Raw genomic sequence first — 15325 nt, forward strand, 5'->3', positions numbered from 1 at the left:
GTGTGCATAGCACACGAGGAGGCAACATTCATGGAAAAAGGTACAGTAAAATGGTTTAACGCAGAAAAAGGTTTCGGATTTATCGAGCGCGAAAACGGCGACGATGTATTCGTACATTTCTCAGCAATCCAAAGCGAAGGATTCAAATCTTTAGACGAAGGTCAAGCTGTAACATTCGACGTTGAAGAAGGTCAACGCGGACCTCAAGCTGCTAACGTTCAAAAAGCATAAGTAGAAAAAGACTCTGATTTCAGAGTCTTTTTTTTATGTAGAACCACGCATAAAACCTTTTTAACGTGCAGTTTGTACACGTTATTATAAATAATAAACTAAAAAAGTCTCTTCATCCCGAAGAGACCTTTTGTGGAAGAAATAGTTGAAGAAATAAAGTGTGGATGTTGCGTCGTCCTCATTTTTTAATAATTAGCACCAGCCGCCGCCGAAGCAAGAAGCGCCGATGATGATTAATAAGATGAAAAGTACAATGATTAAAGCGAAACCGCCGCCGCAGCCACCGCCGCCATAACCACAACCGTATCCGTAACCTCCGTAGTATCCCATGTGTTTCACCTCCATTTGCTATACTTTAAGATATGTGGATTTAGTTAAATTGCTCCTAATAATTCCATAGAACTTTTGAAAATGTTTGTCATACACTAAAAATACTGCGTTTTTCAAACATGCCCCACAAAGAGATAAAGCATTTGATTTTATGGGCATTTACTCCTCTTTTCTTTATCTTTTAAAAATGTAATCGCTCCCTTTTTCATGAATGTACACCGTGATGAATACCTTTAGTTATGTACACTCACACGGGAGGGATTTAATATGTTAACACTCGAAATTTCAAAGCAAATCGTTAAAAACGTCTACCCTATTGTCTTATCGAATCGCAGTAAAATCTTTCAAGAGGAAGTGAGCGTCGCCGCTTTGCAAGACTACTTTGGTCTTGATCATGCCTTTAGCGTGTATGCAGCTGCCACCATTATTTATCAGCTAGAAGCCGACGGGTATGTTTCCAAACCTCTGAAGTGCAATGAATACAAGCGAATTTTGCTCAAATAAAAACAAGCATCCCCGCAAGGATGCTTGTCTTATTTATAGCTATACCTGTCGAATAACTGCTCGACTCTTTTGTGGTAATCGGCAAGGTAGTCAGAAAGCTCAGTTTTACTCAATTTATTTGCCTGCTCTTCAAATAGTGACAGCAGCGAAATTTTAATCATTGCCATTTCCGTTTCCGAGCGATTTTCATTTCGCAAATCTTTTCTTAAATTCCACAGGCTTTGCTCCATTTCATGCTTTAATTGTTCTAGTGAGTGTGGTTTTTCAGATCCGGCACGAATGTCTTTTTTAAATCCACTCATCTTATCACTCCTCGCATTTGCACCTGCTAGATAGTATCTAATGTATACTATACCATAAATAACTATACGAGGCTTAAGCATGCCTTTTAAGCAATTGGTCACAAAATAAAAAACATCTCTTTGGATGTCTTTACGTTACCTTTTATCTTACTTCGTCTTCTTCACCTTTTACATATTTAAAAAATGAATCAATCATTTCGTTTAAAAAATCATTGCGATCTTCAAAATTCATAATTTCTAAAAATTCCACAATATCCTTATCTAAACTAATAGAAGCGGGAACATAAGCAGCCGCTTCCCTTCTTTGCGGGAATGGAATCACATTATTTTTCTTCTTCATAAAACACCGTCCTTTTTCTGTGCTTTACTAGTGTAAGCTTTCAAGGAACGATTTGCAAGTCCCTCTGATGTAAAATTTTATATAAACATTCTTCTGAAAAGACAGGGTATATCTTTAGCTACTCAAGTAAGCTCATTTGACATTAGCTTTTTCATGTTCTGGCGTCATATTAATAATTCGCCGCTGTTTTCTCTTTTCCTTTTGGCATCTTTCAGCAAATTTAAACACAAATATTTTAAAAGAGGTTTTTATTTCCTTCGTATAGGCTAAAGAAAGGAAACAACATTTTTATATGGAGGGGTTACAAATGATTGCATTAACTGGGAAAGTTGCGCTTGTGACGGGAGCGGCGTCTGGAATTGGACGTGCTTCAGCCATTACATTAGCTGAACAAGGAGCGCGCGTTGCTCTTTTAGATTTAGACGAAGAAAAACTACATGAAGTAAAAGAGACCATCATGTCGAGCGGCGGAGAGTGTATAGCCATTAAAACAGACGTCTCCGACTCTGAAAGTATAAAAGAGAGTATCGAAACGATCAGCAGCTTATGGAGTCAATTACATATTGTTTCTATTAACGCAGGCATCAACGGTACGTTTTCTTCTATTGAAGAACTATCACCAGAAGATTGGACAAAAACGATTGATACAAATTTAACAAGTACTTTTTTAACCGTGAAGCATTCTATTCCTTATTTGAAAGCTCAGGGAGGAAGCATTATTATTACTAGCTCAATTAACGGCAACCGTACATTTTCAAATATCGGCATGAGCGCATACAGTTCCTCAAAGGCTGGCCAAATGGCGTTCGGCAAAATGGCAGCTCTTGAACTTTCTACATACGGAATACGGGTAAACGTCATTTGTCCAGGAGCAGTTGATACAAATATTGAAAGCAATACATTCCGTCAAGAAGACAAATTAAAAGAAGTCGCGATTCCAATTGAATATCCAAATGGCAATCAGCCGCTTGCTAAACGCTCAGCTAAGCCCGAAGAAGTAGCGGAGTTAATCTTCTTTTTAGCTTCTGACGCGTCCAAACATATTACCGGAAGTGAAATGTTTATTGACGGCGGAGAATCGCTGCTGTAACGTACAAGCCCCTGCATTATCTGCCAGGGGCTTGTTTTTTGCTTTTATGAACAACGTCTACTCCACCCGAAGCGGATATAATGCTGCCTGTAATCATATCTGAGTTTTCATCACAAAGAAACTCAATAATACGCGCAATGTCTTCTCCTGTCCCTGATCGGCCGACAGGCGTTTCCTTGTCTTCTAGTAATCTTGCTTTTATAATATCATTTTCTTTCATGTCTCCTACAATATCTCCGGGACAGACCATATTGGCCGTAATCCCGTATTCGGCTACTTCTAGAGCAAGCGATTTGGTCAGAGAAGCTAGCCCTGACTTAGCGGCACTAAAAGCCGCACGGTACATCCATCCAGGGGTGTGCTCTACATCTTGAAAACCGTATGTAATAACCCTTCCAAACTGCTGTTTTTTCATAATAGGAACAACCGCTTTTACAAAATGAAAAACGGAGCTTAAATTCCCTTCCAGCATTTCATACCATTCACTATCTGTGTACTCTATTAATTTTTTTCTTTCAAATACATATGGACCTGCATTATTAATTAAAACATCAATACGTCCAAATCGTTCCATGACCTGGGCAACGACATGTTCAATATCTGCTTTACTCGTTATATCTCCTTCTACAAACTGTACGTTGTCTTTATATTGATGCCATTCTTTTTGCAGTTCTCGCACTTTATTTTTATCACTTCGAAAATGGACGGTAACAGAATACTGCTTTTTTAAAAACTGTTCTGTTACCTTCTTGCCAATACCTTTATGACCCGCTGTAATCAATGCATGTTTCATCTACCTTCACCTCTTTCACTCTACTTATCTACTATATATTAGACAGCTCCTTAGTTTCTCCTTTACTAACAAAAAAAAGCCCTTGACGAAAGGGCCTTTCTTTTACGGTCTTAACAAAATTTTCCCTGTACTTTTCCGGCTTTCAAGCAGCTCATGTGCTTTCGCTCCGTCTTTTAAGTCAAACACCACGGGATCGGTTAGCACAAGCTGACCTTTACTAATCCACTCAAACAGCTGCTGTGAACGTACTTTGCGTTCTTCATATGACACAAGCACGTTCCATAAGTCTCCGCCTGTAAGCGTTTTAGAGGTATCCATCAGCATACGCGGGTCGACCGGGGCCGGATCGCCTCCTGCCATTCCGTAAAATACCACGGTTCCGCCTGTTTTTACGGCTTCAAAGCTTTTTTCTAGCGTAACCCCTACAGATTCGTAGGCAACATCTGCGCCTCGCTTCGTTACTTTTTTCACTTGTTCCACCCAGTTATCTTCGTATAAAAAGACATAGTCAGCGCCTGCTTGAGCCGCTGCTTTTGCTTTTTCAGAAGATGACGTTAAGCCAATAACCTGTCCCCCTAATAGCTTAGCAATTTGAACTAAAAGCTGCCCTACGCCTCCAGCAGCTGCGTGAACAAGTACATAATCGCCCGACTGAATGCTGTAGCTGTCTTGTGTTAAATAGTGAGCCGTTAACCCTTGCAAAAGCACAGAAGCAGCTGCATCAAACGAAATATCGTCAGGTACAGCAATTATTTTATCTTGTGGCACGGCAACAAGCTCTGCATTTGCAAAAGGGACATCAGCAAAAGCAATGCGGTCTCCTACGTTAACATGACTTACTTCTGCTCCTACTTCTTCTACCATACCTGCTCCTTCATATCCTAAAATATACGGAGGTGTACCCGTTAAGTGATAGTTCCCTTTTCTTCGGTACACATCCGCAAAATTAAGTCCAATTGCTTTTGTTCTTACTAGTACGTCTGTTGGACCAATAGAGGGGTTCGGTATATCTTGATAGTGAAGAACGTCAGGTCCTCCAAATCTTTCAAATACTAATGCTTTCATATATAAGTTACCTCGTTTTCTTTATGTATTCCCTTTCATCGTAATTCAACGAGATAACAAACACAAGTTTCTTACTCAGCAAAAAACGCTTTGTCTCATGAGGAGACAAAGCGTTTTTTCAATTTGTTTGCGCTACAGCTTCTTGCATTGTTCCATTTTTTTGATAAGACATATGAAAAGAAAAGGCTTTTTCAAGAACGTGCGGTGTTTGTCCGCCTCGCGTGAGCGCTTCTTCGTAATACGCCATAAGCTGGTCGCGATACATTGGGTGGGCACAATTTTTAATGATTCGTTTTGCTCGTTCTCTTGGAGCGAGTCCGCGCAGGTCTGCGTATCCTTGCTCTGTTACAATCACATCAACATCGTGTTCCGTATGATCAACGTGCGAAACAAACGGCACTATGCTTGAAATATCACCGTTTTTAGCAATGGATTTTGTTACAAAAATACCAAGGCGCGCATTTCGGGCAAAATCTCCTGAGCCTCCGATTCCGTTCATCATTTTTGTTCCCATCACATGCGTGGAATTGACGTTTCCGTAAATGTCTAGCTCTAGGGCAGTGTTAATAGAAATCAGTCCTAAGCGACGAATGATTTCGGGATGGTTTGAAATTTCCTGCGGGCGAAGAATGAGCTTATTTCGATAGGCTTCAAAATTAGAGAAAACTTGTTCCATTTTATCTGCTGAAAGCGTAATTGAGCAGCAGGAAGCAAACGTAACTTTTCCTGCGTCAAATAAATCAAACACAGCATCCTGCAATACTTCTGAATACACCTCTAAATCATGAAACTCTGAATCTAACAAACCGTGGAAAACGGCATTTGCCACAGATCCAATTCCAGATTGTAAAGGAGCAAGCGATTCAGTTAATCGCCCTTCTTTAATTTCTTCACGTAAAAATGAAATCAAATTTTGAGCCATTACAACCGTTTCTTCGTCAGGTGCTACAATCGTAGACGGTGAATCTAGCTGATTTGTAAATACAATACCCTTTACTTTATCTAAATCAATTGGTATGCCTAACGAACCAATACGATCATCAGATTTTTTCAAAGGAATTGCATCTCGCTGTCCTTGAACGCCCGGATCATACAGATCGTGAATACCTTCTAACAGCTCTGGCTGCGCTGTGTTAATTTCAATAATAATAGATTTTGCATGTTCGGCAAACACCATTGAATTGCCAATTGACGTTGTTGGAATCATCATTCCGTCACCTGTGATAGAAACCGCTTCCAAAATAGCGAAATCTATTGAATCTAACACGCCTGAACGTACCCATTCAGAAGTATGCGATAAATGCTGATCAATAAACTGAAATTCACCTTCATTAATTTTTTTACGCATGGTAGGGTCCGCCTGAAAGGGCAAGCGTTTATTTAACATGCCTTTTTCTGCAAATAGCTTATCCACATCTGACCCAAGTGAAGCACCGGTATACACGCTTACTTTTATCGGTTCTGTTTCCGCTCGTTTCGCTAGCGCAAACGGTACAGCTTTGACATCCCCCGCGCGTGTAAAACCGCTTAGACCAAGGGTCATTCCATCTTGAATCCAAGATGCTGCTTCTTCAGCAGAGACAATGCGATTCTGTAGTGCTTCATGCTTAATTCGACTGCAAACGTTTTCCATTCTGTTCACTCCTTGTTTTTGCTCTTTTTTACCATTTTACTGTAAAGCAAGCGTCTACAAGAGTTTTTGGAATGAAATGGACAAAAATAGCGATAAAACAGCATATTTGATGATAATTAAGCAAAATGACGGTTAAAACCCAAGGAGTTTTCGAAAATAGCTGGCGTACGACTGACTGACCGGAATTTTTTCTCCGCTGCTCATTACTAGTAAAAAAGTTGAATGTGTATCAGGATAAATTTCTTGAATTTGCGTCACATTGACGATAAAGGAACGATGACAGCGCACAAACTCTTCTTTTGGAAGCACATAATCAAATTCATTTAACGTGTATTTATGCGTACCCGTATACTTCTGTGCGTACACATATGTTTTTCGGTCACGCGCTTCTACGTAGATAATTTTTGAGAAAGGAACCGGTATCCATCCCTCGTTCACCTTTAACGTCACAACTGACTTTCCGCTCGTTAACGCAGGAAAAATCGCCGTCACGCACCCTTGCACCTCTCCTTCGTCTAAGAAAGGCACGGCCATGCCGTAGTAAGGCGTGCCAAACACGTCTCGGTGAATAAATTCTGATACTTTTTGCTTTCGTTCTAATGCTTTATATGTAATCGTTCCTTTTTTAATTTGATCTCCAGGGCTGATTTTTAAATTAATTCGTTTACTTGCCCGGTAATACACGTACGTTTCTAGATCTGAAACGGCAATCGACGCTTCATCAGAGAACAATTCGCTGATAACGTCTAATAATGCTGAAGCTTTAAATGGTTTCATCTTTTCACCTTCTTTTGTCTAGTCAAACACGCTGCTTCTTTATTGTAGCGCAAAAGCAAAAGCTAGTGGGAAAGAAGCATGGAATTTATCTTTTCAACTGCATAAAATTTCTATTTTTTCACAACATAAAACAATGAAATGAAGGAAGGGTGAAATGTATGGGCTATGCTGAATCGACGTTTCGAATCGCCTGTTCATTTTTTGTGCTGCTTCTTTTAACGCGGCTCATGGGAAAAACAGAAATCAGCCAGCTAAATGTGTTTACGTTTATTACGGCGATTACGATTGATAATATTGCTTCTTCCCTCTCCACTGATAAGCGAGTAGAGATTGATAAAGGAGTTTATTCACTGTTAGGATGGACATTTTTAACGATCGCTATGGGCTATCTTGGAATGAAATCGAAAAAAGCGCGCCATCTTATTACCGGTGAGCCTAAAATTGTGATTAAGCAAGGGAAAGTGATGGAAAAGGCATTAAAACAAGTCCGGCTAGATATTGAATCTCTTTTAGGCATGCTGAGGCAGCAAAACGTATTTTCCATAAAAGATGTAGAATACGCCATATTAGAAATCAACGGAAACCTTTCCGTTATGCAAAAACAAGATAAAAAGCCGAACTCGTGGTCAAAAACGCTTTTATTTCCCACTTCAACGGGCGTTATTTACGATGGAAAAGCGAATGAAGATGCCTTGAAGGACCTGCATGTAGATAATAATTGGCTGCATAAACAGCTAGAAAAAGCGGAAGTTAACTCAATTGATGACGTCTTTTACGCTGAGGTCCAGTCCGACGGATCGCTTTACATTGACTATAAAAAAGACAAATTTAACTCATAAAAAAAATCCGTACCAAAAGGCACGGATTTTTTATTAGCTTGCTTTTTTCACACGATTTGTAATGGTATCTTCTTTTGGTGATGTTTTACGAATAAAGAAGGCTAAAACAAACGCTATCACACTTAAAATCGTTGCAATCATAAACGCATCGTTAATACCCATTGCCGTACCTTGATTCACAGCTTCAGCCATACTGCCTTTATCTGCCGGCAAAATTTGCTGATTCGTTACGATGTTTTTCACGTGTTTTTCACCTTGATTCATCATAATAGATACAAAGAACGCCATTCCTACAGCTCCAGCAACCATTCGCAGCGTATTAACCATCGCTGTGCCGTATTTATTTAAGCTAAGCGCAAGCTCATTTAATCCTGCTGTAAATATTGGCATCATGAGCAGCGACATACCAAACATACGAACAGTATAAACAATCATTACATACATAAATGTTGTTGTTGTTTCAAGTTTTGTTAGTTCATATGTTGTCACAACGGTAATCGCTAAACCAATAACAGCAAGCCATCTTGCTCCAAACTTATCAAACAGACGTCCTGTAATCGGAGACATAATCCCCATTACAATTCCCCCTGGCAGTAACAGCAAGCCTGAAAGAAACGGTGAAAAACCGCGTACGTTTTGCATATAAATCGGCATTAAAATCATACCTGAAAACATTGCCATTGTTACAATCACGTTAATGATTGTTGTTAAAGTGAACATACGGTAACGGAAAATACGGAATTCAAGAAGCGGCTGATCGATTTTTAACTGACGGAAAATAAAGAACAGAATTGAAATACCGCCTACAATGAACATAGCTAATACTTCAGTGCTGGTCCAGCCCTTTGTACCGCCCGTAGCGAACGCATAAAGCAAGCCGCCAAATCCAACTGTTGACAAAATAACGCCAAGCACATCTAGCTTAGGTCGGCTTGTTTCCGTCACGTTTTTCACTAAAATAATAGCCGCAATTACGTTAATGAGTGCAATTGGAAACATCATAAAGAATAAAACGCGCCATGAGTAGTGCTCAACTATTAAACCAGAAAGCGTCGGCCCTACTGCCGGTGCGAAGTTCATCGCTACACCAAAAATCCCCATCGCAAAGCCGCGTCGGTCAGGCGGGAATAATGTAAAAATAACGTTGGTAATTAACGGAAATAAAATCCCTGCTCCTGCTGCTTGCACGACGCGTCCCACTAAAATAACGGAAAATGTCGGTGCAATACCGCAAAGCAGTGTTCCTACTGTAAACAGCCCCATTGCTGTAATATACAGCTGCCTTGTAGTAAATCGATTCATTAAAAATGCTGTAATTGGAATAACAATTCCGTTTACTAACATAAAGATGGTTGTTAACCAGTTACCCGTAGCCGCCGTTACATGGAAATGATCCATCATTTGCGGAAGCGCAATGTTAATCAGCGTTTGATTTAAAAAAGCGACGAGCGCTCCCATTATCATTACGCCAAAAATAGACCGAGTTCGGGCTTGATCGGACTGTTGTGTTTGTGTATTCATTTTAACAAGACCTTTCCCTTTAAAATTATCTGTATGTAAATCTTCAGATGACAACCAGGTTAAGAATATATTTTATGTGTTCATTCTATTAATTTATGTCACGAATATTTAATGAACTTAATTATATACCGGATAAATATATCTGTTTCCGAAATATTTGTCAACAAATATGATCATTTTCGTAAAACTTTTCCATCAGTATATATAAAGTAGTATACCCTTTAATGAAGAAAAAAATGAGAGCCCTTCAACGAAGGCTCTCATTTCCTTAAGAAATACTTATTTTAAGATTTGAACTTTTACTGTTTTTCTTCCCCATTTTAACGCTTCTTTTTGAGAAGGAAGAAGAACGTCAATTTTATTTCCTTTAATCGCACCGCCCGTATCAGCTGCGATTGCCGTGCCGTAACCCTCTACGTATACTTTTGAACCAAGCTTAATCACTTTTGGATCGACAGAAATCACTTTTTGATTTGGATTCTTTTTCAAGTCAATTCCAATCGCTGTTTTTCCGCTGCAGCCTTTGCAGTTCGCTGTATACGCTGTTGCTGTTACTTTAAATTCTTTCACAACGTTTGAAGACTTCGCAGGCGCTGCTTTAGCAGGCGTGCTTGATTTTGTTTGAGATACTTTTAATACTTGTTTCGGATGAATGCTGTCTGACTTTAAGTTATTCCACTGTTTCAGCTGACTAACCGATACTTTATATGTCTTTGCAATTTTGTATAGCGAATCTCCGCTTTTTACTGTATATGTATTTGTTGCAGCTGATGCACCACTTGCCACTCCGAACAGTGACATTAGAACTAAACTGAACGTAATCATTGTCTTTTTCATGTAATTAATTTCCCCTTTATCTACCAATACATAAAAAATAACACATGAATATTACAGTTATATTTCAGTAACATGTCAATAGTTTGATAGTTTAGTTACAATAAAAATAAAGATTCTTCCTTTTAAACTAGTAAATTAATCACCTTTACTCTTCAAAAACATACATATTTAGGTATATGACGGTGCTTTTACACACATTTATAATGGATTATTTCATTTGTAACATTTCACTGGTTCTAGAGGCTTATACTTTGTTTTATATTGGTTATTTAGAACATAGTTTATTTAAAATTAATAAATGCGTTAAAGGAGCTTAATATAAATCACTTTTTACACCGCTGTTGCTTTCCGCAGGAGTCTTCTTCTTGCTCTCCAATCAACAGCTAGAAACGCATACATATATGGCCGCCATAACAATAAAAAATCCGAACGAGTTGGATTCTCTATCAAGAATCTCAATTCATCGTTCGGATCTTTCTTCCACTAAAATACTTTTATCATAGCCTTTTTATTTGAAATTAAGATGCCTGCATTACTTGTTAATATGGCTGCCACTGAAGCATTTTAGCTGCCTCGAACCTTTTTTCTACATTTGGCCAGTAAACTATTTTCCACCAATTATCAACGTACGGATCACGTTCATTTTTGTACTGCAAATAATAGGCGTGTTCCCATACGTCTAATACGAGCAGCGGAATCGTATCCCACTGCGTGAGAAGCTGATGGCGCTCAGCTTGCAGAACTTCGAGCTTTCGCGAACGCGGCGACCATACTAAGATAGCCCAGCCAACACCCTCTACTTTTTTTGCAGCTTGAGAAAAGTGCATCATAAACTTCTCATAGCTGCCAAAGTCTTTTTGAAGCTGCTGCAGCAGCTGTCGTCTCGGCCTCCCTCCTCCTTCTGGACTCATAATTTCCCAAAAGATTGTATGCAAGTAATGACCGGAGCCATGAAAAGAAGCTTCCCGTTCCCAATGTTTTATGAGGTCAAAATTGTTTGTGTTACGGGCTTGCTGAAGCATGAGCTCTGCTTTATTTAATCCATCTACATAGCTTTGATGGTGCTTGCTGTGATGAAGACGCATAATTTCCCGGTTAATATACGGTTCAAGAGCTGAATAGCTATAGCCAAGCGGCGGCAGCTCGTGCTGTCCTGGCGCTATCGATTCTCGCTCCCTGCCGTCGTCTCCGAGCCGCTCTTTTAAGACTTTATCAATATGCCGCACTGCATTATTGATTTCTTCTAACGTATATTCGTTGACATCTTCTTCACTTAAATATTCAAGAACGTCTTCTTGCGTGCGCGTTATATATGACGTTATATCTACTTCTGTAATGGCTTCTTCAAATACCGGATCACATACTTGTTCAAGCCAGGTCTGAACTTCCATCAAGTATCTTTTTCTCTCATCTTGATCGGCCATACTTTCCCTCCTTACACCTCATCTTCACTATCATATTCAAAAGAAAAAGCAACATAACTTCCTACTTGTATCTATTGAGTTAGAAAATTCGACATAAAAAAGGCAAGAGTTCCTTTAAGCTTGAACTCTTGCCTTTTTTATTATATTTTCTTTGCCATATTCACATAATCAATCGTTTCTTGCTTGCTAACAGCCGCGTGCTTCAGCTTTGGATTATAATAGAGCTCGACTTTTATATTATTGATTTCACAGTCATCTGGCATATCCTGCAAATCCGTTAAAAATGGCAGCAAGTGATTGTTCATATCGTATTCAAACGCCCCGTTTTGCAAGTAATACACCTTCGGCACATAGTTAATATGGCGAAAAAACTTCACTGCGTTAATTCGCTCACCGTATAAGGCTATCACTTCATCTTCTGTCAAGTTCGGATAAGATAAATTAAACACTTGCCGAACCGGCGTTTTCAGCCACTTGGTCAAGCAAGTCTGCGGATTGTTGACAAGCGCTTTTGCTCCTTTTACGTACCCCGCTAAAAACATCGACATAAAGCCGCCGCCTGATGATCCGTAAAACAGCACATTGGACGAATTCACGTGCACTTTTTTCATGAACTTTTCAATTAAAACGGCAATGTCTTTTAAATAAAAACGGTCGCTTGTCCCTTGTCCCCACGCAAGCGAAACCTTTCCTAAGTAAAGCGTAGGATCGTTATAATAAATAATGGAATCTTGGAATTCATTCATCCACGAATGGCGCTGAAAATAAGGAGGACCTGCCGGCATTTCCTGACTTGCCCCTCCTCCTGAGCCAAACACAAGCAAATGAGAAGACTCTTTTTTTAATCTCACTAAAAACTCAAACAACACTCCGTTCCACTCGACCGCGACTAAAACGGGCCTATTAAACGGCAGCTGAAGTTCATCTAGCTTTTTATACGTACTAGTTATTTTTTCATATTGATCAAGCAACAGCCCTGCAACTCACTTTCCTTAAAATGATCTGTCGTATGCGTCTGACATTGATCATGGCTCTATAAAAAAAGAACCTGTTACAGTGTATGAAAATCAGTGGACAAATGATTGTACATCTCATCAAAAAGAGGCCCTCACCACATTTCCGCCTAGGCTTCTGTCACGAAATACAACGCTTCACATACGATACAGCATCATAAAAAATTCAAGGATCGGAGCTGAAGACCGTTGTCAACGTCTTATATGGATTACAATAATCCAAACGTGCAATACTTTTCTGATGTGAATAAAAACAGACTTAACACGCGAAACGATCAAAATTACATTAACCGATTAGGTCGGGATGTGCTCAACACATTAGGAAATGTGTCGTTACTCGATATTTATTTAAGCAAAAGCCGCGTGGTCGAACCGCACTATCATCAAAATGCCGCTGAGCTTGTTTACTGTATTTCAGGTTCAGCCGTCGCTTCATTAATCAATCCGTTTAACAACGAAGTCACAAATATTCCGATTACTCCCGGTCAAGTAGCCAATATCCCTCAAGGCTGGTGGCACTGGGAGATTGCGTCTGAAGACAATACGCATTTACTTGCCATTTTTGACGCCCCTTACCCGGAATACATTTTTGGATCGGACATTTTAAATAAGACGCCTATTGAAGTCCTTGCTCACACGTATTGCTTAGACCCGGAGCAGCTAAAGAAAACGCTGGCTCCGTTAAAAAATCAAACCATCGTGATTGGACCAACGGACGAATGCGGAGAAAAAGAACAATATAAAAAGGAAAAACAAGCTGGCCCAGCCTACTATCACACTGCTCCTTATACGTATCCTTCGCCTCAGAATCCCTACTATCACCCTCAAAGCCCCTATCACTATCGGTACTGGTAGAAACAAAAAAACCCCGCTGCCAATGCAACGGGGTTTCTTAACGAATACATAACATTATTGTTCTTCTATATACGTGCTATGAAAGGCTGCTTCAATATATGCAACTTGGAAATGATAATGTCCAATTAAATATTTCACAATGTCCACCTGGTCGATTTTGCCGGGCTTATCGACCATCGCTTCTTTTACCATTTCTTCGAATGTACCTTGATCAAACTGTTCTTCATGGACAACAATTGTCTCAGAGTACATTTCGTCTTGTCCTTCTGAAATGCGATAGTAATACAATTTTTTCACCTCGATTTGTCTTAAGTGTATGTATACCCTTAACTACTCATTTTGAAACATTTTTTCAACGTTCTTTTTCCGCTTTACGATAGGCTGCGGCTTTTGCTTTTACAAGCAGCCTTGTAACCCAGTACGCCACTAACGTTATTCCTATATCAATAAGAAAAATATAAAACAAACTCATTCCTTTTTCTGAATCAATAAATTTAAAATGGTGTTCAAGAGGCGCCAGCCCAAATGAAAAAACAGCGCTCAGCAGAATCGTATACAGATAAAAATTCTTTTGCTGATTCGTACAATATTGATAAAGCAGCAGAAAGCCTACTGGCAAAATAGAAGCGGTAATATTCGTTGCGTTGGGAAGCAGCGGCGTTAAGAAAAACGTGTGCGTTAAATGACCGCTTCTCCCAAGTGCAATATCAATATATGCCCAGAGCATATGCACTGTGTAACCGAAGAAAAACACCTCAAAGATCCTCGTCCAATCTACGGTAAAATACAACAACACAAGAGGAAGAACGAGCGAAGCAAGTACCACCCAAAACTGCCAGTTTCCGAAATCTGAATACTGATGCCAATACGACGATAATAACTCCTGCAGCTTATCGCTTTGTTCATGTATGTTTCCCCAGTATCGTTCATAACTCACTGAAGTAACCTCCTATATAGAGTCTCTGCTTATGTATGTACGAATAAGCTCCATTTTATACAGAGAAACATGGAAAGCAGCCATTTATTGCTTGCCATCACCCAAATAAGTCACCGGGAGTTCATGTTCAATGATTTTGCTCGCTTTTCGATCAACAGCATACGCTTTTGCTGTTGATCTTGAGCTAACTGATGCGGATAGCTTCTCATCTTTAAAATGCAGCGCGACTCCGTCATCTACAGCATAGCCTTCTTTCATTTCTCCGCTTGCCATTAACTCATGATACGAAGGTCTTCGATTGCTTTCTCCGTCGTAGTGAGGACAGTTGCTGCCGGTTAAAAACCCTAAACAGTCGATTTTAGACAGGTTGTTGTTCATTGAATCAGTGACGCCTTCTTCAAACCAGCAAAGTGAACCTGCGCTTATTCCCGCTAAGATTATTCCTTTTTTATAAGCTTCTTTTAAAATTGTATCAAGTCCCCACTCTTTCCATAAAGAAAGCATATTCCTTGTATTACCGCCGCCTACATACAAAATGTCGTGCTCCATCACATATGCTTTTAAATTCATAAAGTTTTGAGAAAACAGCGATAAATGAGACGGTGTGCATACTAACTTCTCAAACGCTTCATAAAACCTTTCTATATAATTATCCGCATCTCCGCTGGCTGTAGGGATAAAGCAGATTTTCGGCACATCTGTATGAGCTTGTGAAAGTATGTATTGATCCAGCAGCAAGTTATCCGGCTCCATCGAAAAACCTCCGCCGCCCATGGCTATAATTTGTCTCATTTCAATCATTCCTTTCAAAAAAGTGATATAGAAAATGTAAAA

The 15325-nt window shown here is 39.6% G+C and carries 19 protein-coding genes; 5 read left to right on the forward strand and 14 right to left on the reverse strand.

Going from position 1 to position 15325, the window contains the following annotated elements:
• The first annotated feature begins 30 nt into the window (after window positions 1-30).
• On the forward strand, window positions 31-231 hold the full coding sequence (locus OK414_RS14245; protein WP_013057408.1) for a cold-shock protein: 201 nt from the start codon (window positions 31-33) through the stop codon (window positions 229-231).
• Window positions 232-423: 192 nt separating this feature from the next.
• Here OK414_RS14245 and yjcZ read toward each other — a convergent pair whose 3' ends face one another.
• A complete protein-coding gene (gene yjcZ, locus OK414_RS14250) occupies window positions 424-561 on the reverse strand; it encodes a sporulation protein YjcZ (RefSeq protein WP_013057409.1) in 138 nt (45 codons plus the stop codon).
• A 267-nt stretch (window positions 562-828) separates the two neighbouring features.
• Here yjcZ and OK414_RS14255 point away from each other — a divergent pair, with 267 nt between their 5' ends.
• Window positions 829-1065: a hypothetical protein gene (locus tag OK414_RS14255; protein WP_057245137.1), complete on the forward strand. Its 237-nt coding sequence runs from the start codon at window positions 829-831 to the stop codon at window positions 1063-1065.
• A 29-nt stretch (window positions 1066-1094) separates the two neighbouring features.
• Here OK414_RS14255 and OK414_RS14260 read toward each other — a convergent pair whose 3' ends face one another.
• Together OK414_RS14260 and OK414_RS14265 are read right to left on the reverse strand one after the other, a co-directional pair.
• Entirely contained in the window at window positions 1095-1367 is a 273-nt protein-coding gene (locus OK414_RS14260) for a hypothetical protein (protein WP_034651364.1), read from the reverse strand.
• A 142-nt stretch (window positions 1368-1509) separates the two neighbouring features.
• The gene (locus OK414_RS14265; protein WP_013057412.1) at window positions 1510-1707 is read right to left on the reverse strand and encodes a hypothetical protein; all 198 of its coding nucleotides are present in this window, start codon (window positions 1705-1707) and stop codon (window positions 1510-1512) included.
• Window positions 1708-2014: 307 nt separating this feature from the next.
• On the opposite strand from OK414_RS14265, the gene OK414_RS14270 reads away from it, so the two are divergent.
• Window positions 2015-2797, forward strand: a complete 783-nt coding sequence (locus OK414_RS14270; protein ID WP_057245138.1) for an SDR family oxidoreductase — start codon at window positions 2015-2017, stop codon at window positions 2795-2797.
• Window positions 2798-2813: 16 nt separating this feature from the next.
• Here the strand turns inward: OK414_RS14270 and OK414_RS14275 are convergent, their stop codons facing one another.
• The 4 genes from OK414_RS14275 to OK414_RS14290 all read right to left on the reverse strand — a co-directional run bounded on the left by OK414_RS14275 (window position 2814) and on the right by OK414_RS14290 (window position 7065).
• A complete protein-coding gene (locus tag OK414_RS14275) occupies window positions 2814-3590 on the reverse strand; it encodes an SDR family oxidoreductase (RefSeq protein WP_057245139.1) in 777 nt (258 codons plus the stop codon).
• A 102-nt stretch (window positions 3591-3692) separates the two neighbouring features.
• Window positions 3693-4655 (reverse strand): quinone oxidoreductase family protein, encoded by a 963-nt coding sequence (locus tag OK414_RS14280; protein WP_263045878.1) that lies wholly within the window; start codon window positions 4653-4655, stop codon window positions 3693-3695.
• 118 nt (window positions 4656-4773) lie between these two features.
• Window positions 4774-6288 carry an acetyl-CoA hydrolase/transferase family protein gene (locus OK414_RS14285; protein WP_128820519.1) on the reverse strand — a complete coding sequence of 505 codons (1515 nt, stop codon included), beginning with the start codon at window positions 6286-6288 and terminating at the stop codon, window positions 4774-4776.
• A gap of 132 nt (window positions 6289-6420) precedes the next feature.
• Complete coding sequence (locus tag OK414_RS14290) at window positions 6421-7065, reverse strand: LytTR family DNA-binding domain-containing protein (RefSeq protein WP_013083502.1); 645 nt, start codon at window positions 7063-7065, stop codon at window positions 6421-6423.
• 158 nt (window positions 7066-7223) lie between these two features.
• Here OK414_RS14290 and OK414_RS14295 point away from each other — a divergent pair, with 158 nt between their 5' ends.
• Entirely contained in the window at window positions 7224-7904 is a 681-nt protein-coding gene (locus tag OK414_RS14295; RefSeq protein ID WP_263045879.1) for a DUF421 domain-containing protein, read from the forward strand.
• Between the two features lie 33 nt (window positions 7905-7937).
• On the opposite strand, the gene OK414_RS14300 is transcribed toward OK414_RS14295, so the two are convergent.
• The 4 genes from OK414_RS14300 to OK414_RS14315 all read right to left on the reverse strand — a co-directional run bounded on the left by OK414_RS14300 (window position 7938) and on the right by OK414_RS14315 (window position 12657).
• Window positions 7938-9425, reverse strand: a complete 1488-nt coding sequence (locus tag OK414_RS14300) for a DHA2 family efflux MFS transporter permease subunit (RefSeq protein ID WP_034655116.1) — start codon at window positions 9423-9425, stop codon at window positions 7938-7940.
• A gap of 279 nt (window positions 9426-9704) precedes the next feature.
• Complete coding sequence (locus OK414_RS14305) at window positions 9705-10262, reverse strand: 3D domain-containing protein (RefSeq protein WP_013083505.1); 558 nt, start codon at window positions 10260-10262, stop codon at window positions 9705-9707.
• Window positions 10263-10801: 539 nt separating this feature from the next.
• Window positions 10802-11686: a superoxide dismutase gene (locus OK414_RS14310; RefSeq protein ID WP_034651345.1), complete on the reverse strand. Its 885-nt coding sequence runs from the start codon at window positions 11684-11686 to the stop codon at window positions 10802-10804.
• Window positions 11687-11826: 140 nt separating this feature from the next.
• Window positions 11827-12657: a glycosyl transferase family 2 gene (locus tag OK414_RS14315; protein ID WP_205661358.1), complete on the reverse strand. Its 831-nt coding sequence runs from the start codon at window positions 12655-12657 to the stop codon at window positions 11827-11829.
• 231 nt (window positions 12658-12888) lie between these two features.
• Here OK414_RS14315 and OK414_RS14320 point away from each other — a divergent pair, with 231 nt between their 5' ends.
• Complete coding sequence (locus OK414_RS14320) at window positions 12889-13554, forward strand: cupin domain-containing protein (protein ID WP_263045880.1); 666 nt, start codon at window positions 12889-12891, stop codon at window positions 13552-13554.
• A 54-nt stretch (window positions 13555-13608) separates the two neighbouring features.
• Here the strand turns inward: OK414_RS14320 and OK414_RS14325 are convergent, their stop codons facing one another.
• The 3 genes from OK414_RS14325 to OK414_RS14335 form a co-directional block, all read right to left on the reverse strand.
• Complete coding sequence (locus OK414_RS14325; protein WP_013057425.1) at window positions 13609-13842, reverse strand: hypothetical protein; 234 nt, start codon at window positions 13840-13842, stop codon at window positions 13609-13611.
• 64 nt (window positions 13843-13906) lie between these two features.
• Window positions 13907-14491, reverse strand: coding sequence for a hypothetical protein (locus tag OK414_RS14330; protein ID WP_047931450.1), 585 nt, complete (start codon window positions 14489-14491; stop codon window positions 13907-13909).
• 84 nt (window positions 14492-14575) lie between these two features.
• The gene (locus OK414_RS14335; RefSeq protein ID WP_263045881.1) at window positions 14576-15283 is read right to left on the reverse strand and encodes a Type 1 glutamine amidotransferase-like domain-containing protein; all 708 of its coding nucleotides are present in this window, start codon (window positions 15281-15283) and stop codon (window positions 14576-14578) included.
• Window positions 15284-15325: the final 42 nt, after the last annotated feature.

Origin of the sequence: Priestia sp. JV24 (assembly GCF_025910025.1) — a bacterium.
Classification (GTDB): Bacteria; Bacillota; Bacilli; order Bacillales; family Bacillaceae_H; genus Priestia; species Priestia megaterium.